This is a genomic window from Actibacterium sp., from assembly GCF_041584535.1.
GTDB lineage: Bacteria > Pseudomonadota > Alphaproteobacteria > Rhodobacterales > Rhodobacteraceae > Actibacterium_D.
Genome location: NZ_JBFHDW010000285.1, coordinates 1 through 3,310 on the forward strand (window position 1 = coordinate 1; position 3,310 = coordinate 3,310).

Below are 3,310 nucleotides of genomic sequence, written 5' to 3' on the forward strand. Positions count from 1 at the left end.
CAAGGTAATGACACACAGTTCGGCGCCATTCGGACCGGCGGGATAGGTCACGACACGGGCCTGATGCGACCCGATGCGGGTCACAGTGGCCTGCGCTGCGCCGGCACAGCGGTTGCGGGCACGCCAGAATTGCACCGTGGCGTCGGCGCTGATCACCCGGCCACCGGCGGCAATGCCCATGACCGACGGAATCTCACCGCCCTGCGGCGGCATCAGCATATCCTGATCGGCATGAACCAGCATCAGCGGCACCGGCGGTCCGGGCGGAACGCGGGTGATATAGTCTTCGGGCATGTTGCCCAGAACCGAGGCCAGCCCACGGAACCGGTCTCCGAATTCGCATCCCAGTCGCAGCGTCAGCATCGCACCGTTCGATACGCCGACCGCGAACAGGTTGTTGGTGTCCAGATCCGGCTCGCTGGTCAGGCGCTTGGTCAGCGCGTCCAGAAACAGCAAATCGTTGGCCCACGCCGCCTCGGTGGTGTCGCGGCCATCGGCCCAGCGCGGCGACGCCTCGGGCAAGGCCAGCGCCATGCCGGCGGCCAGAACCGGGCGCGGCAGGCTGCTGGTTTCGGCAAAGCGCATCGGCTGGCCATTGCCGCCATGAAAGCCCAGAACCACCGGTCGGGGTTGCATCAGCCGGGCGCGCAATTCGATCGGCCCGCGCAACAGATAGGCCACACGCCGCACCTTGCCCGCCATGAAGGTCAGCGGCTCGATCGGGCCATAGGGTGACCCGGCACCGCCCCGGCGTGCGGGCGCGCGGCTGCGCAGCCACAGAATGACCGTCAGAGACGCCGCAACGACCAGAAAGATCGGCACAAAGATCATGCGTCCGCCTCGGCCTCTTGGGGGTTCTGGCCCAACCAGACCTCAAGCCCGCCGCGCGGGTTGTCCTGATAGGCCCATTCGCCATCGGTCTGCGCCGCGACCCGCGGGCCGAACACATTCGCCGTGCCGACAAACAGCCCGACCGGGGTCGAGACGATATTGCGCACGCCCCAGTTATAGGGGTTGTCAAAGCCCTGTCGCGTCACCGGCAGCCAGTTCTCGCCATCGTAACTGCGCCACAGATCAGCGCCGCCTTCCTGACCGATGATGCCCTCGGCGCCGATGATATTCATCAGTTGTTTAACCTTGGGCGGGGTCTGTTCCAGCGTCGACCAGCGCAGGTTGATGCTCCAGTCATAGGTGCCGCAGTAAAGCCAGCCGTCATGCGTCCCAAGGTTCCACATATACCCGTTGAAGAAATTGCCGAACCCGGCCCGCAGACCGCTGAGCGAATAGACATCCTTGCCATCGACGGTGCGGCGGTCGCCGACGATCACATCCCAACTGTCATCGGCGTTGACGCGCACCAGCTCGGCCGCGGCCGGACCGATGTTGTTCACCCGGTCATTGCCGCCACCCTGAATGCCCGAACCGACGTAAAGCGCGCCCTTGAATTCGGCCATGCTGGCCACGGCCTGATTCAGCGGACCGCGCCCGGCGCCCTGATCGACGATCTTGGTCCAGCGATAAGGCGGCTTGCCTTCGCAATCCGAGGCCCAGACCTGAAACCCCTCAAGGTTCAGCGTCCCGGCATACAGCCGGTCCCCCATCACGCACAGGGTAAAGATGCCCAGATTACCCGCCTCGCCAAAGCCCGGTTCGCTGGCGGCGATCCAGTTGCGGCTGGCGGGATCGGCGCTTTCGAACACCAGCGGCAGGCCAGCAGTGTTCTGCTGGCCGCCCTCGGTGCCACGGCGCGCGGTCGGGGCAAAGAACATCCGGCCCTTGAACGCGGTCAGGCAGCGGGTGGTCGAGATCGGCGTGTCCAGAATACCGTAATCGCTGACCGGCTCGAACGTCTTGCCGTCAGTGCTGCGCAGGATCAGACCGCCCGGCGCCCGCCCCGGCGCCCAGGCCGAGATATACAGCGCCGGTTCCGGGTCGCTGGTGCCCTGAAACACCACCATCGAGCGATAGCCGATCTCGCGCGGGGTCGGGTTGCCATCGCTGCCCTCGACCAAGGGGGCGCGGAACACCATTTCCCACGCGCGGGTTTCGGGGTCGTAGCACCAGATCTGCGACGAGAAATCCAGCTTATACAACTCGTCCCGGGTGTCCGGGCAATCCACCGGCCACATCACCAGCGGCGCATCCTGAAAGGCCGACTGGAACCGCAACATGCACATGTTCGACCGGGTCGAGCCCAGATACAGCTTGCCTTTGAACCACGCCATCGAATGGGCATAGTTGTTGTGACCATCCCCCAGACCGCCCGAGGCGATCATGCTGAAATCGCTGCGCGACAGGCCACGCGGCGGGGCAGGATCGAACTGGACTGCGGGGGTTTGGGTCATCGGGGCGACTGTCCTTTAGGCTTGGGGTTTCCGCTTGCGCACACGGCTGCGCAGCGGGCTGAGAACGCTGTTCATGATATAGACGTCGCGCGGAAGCGCCATCAGATACAGCACGAATTCCGCCACGCGTTGCGCGGTCAGCATGTTCTGCGGTTTCAGCGCGGCGGTGCCGCTTTGATCCCACAGCGGCGTGTCCACCGCGTCGGGCAGAACCGTCTGCACCCGCAGGCCCAGACGCTGAACCTCTTCGGCCAGCGATTCAGACAGGCCAATGATCCCGAATTTCGAGGCCGAATACGGGCCATCGAACGCCCGGCCCTTTTGCCCCGATACCGAGGAAATATTGACGATATCGCCCTGCCCCTGCGCCTGCATCGCTGGCAGAACCGCGCGGTTGCTCAGGAAGGTGCCGGTCAGGTTCACATCCATGATGGTGCGCCATTCGTCAAAGCCGGTGTCGCTGACCGCATGCGGCTGGCCGCTGGTGCGCAGGATACCCGCAGCGGCTACCAGACCGTCGATCCGGCCAAAGGCGGCAACGGTCTTTTCGGCCATGGCGGTCATGTCGGCTTCGCTGGTGACATCCAGCGCCAGACACAGCGGCGCAGTGCCGCCTGCCGCCTTCAGTTCGGCCTCAAGCGCGGCCAGCGTATCGGCCGAGCGGTCAACCGCCACGACATTGGCCCCGGCGGCATGCAAGGCCCGGCAGGTTGCCCCGCCGATGCCGCCGCCGGCCCCGGTTACGATGATCGTGCGCTCTGAGAAATCAAACTGCATGTCGTTTCCTTATACTCAAAATTCAACCGCGCCCACTGCTGTTGCGCCGGGGCATGGGCAAGACGTGGGGATCGGGCAATTCCATCTTGCCGCCCATCTCGATCAGCCCCAAAACGGCCTGGGCGAAACTATCCAGCGACATGCTGCCGCCGAACGGGCCGTCCAGCATGGTGTTCTCGATCAGCGGC

The 3,310-nt window shown here is 64.9% G+C and carries 3 protein-coding genes; all 3 read right to left on the reverse strand.

Going from position 1 to position 3,310, the window contains the following annotated elements; all coding sequences use genetic code 11:
• Positions 1–831: PHB depolymerase family esterase (locus ABYW26_RS12375; RefSeq protein ID WP_372605207.1), on the reverse strand; the 831-nt coding region annotated here is incomplete at its 3' end.
• The gene (locus ABYW26_RS12380; RefSeq protein ID WP_372605208.1) at positions 828–2,345 is read right to left on the reverse strand and encodes a hypothetical protein; all 1,518 of its coding nucleotides are present in this window, start codon (positions 2,343–2,345) and stop codon (positions 828–830) included. The genes ABYW26_RS12375 and ABYW26_RS12380, both read right to left, overlap by 4 nt.
• Positions 2,346–2,360: 15 nt before the next feature.
• On the reverse strand, positions 2,361–3,122 hold the full coding sequence (locus ABYW26_RS12385) for an SDR family oxidoreductase (protein WP_372605209.1): 762 nt from the start codon (positions 3,120–3,122) through the stop codon (positions 2,361–2,363).
• Between the last annotated feature and the right edge of the window lie 188 nt (positions 3,123–3,310).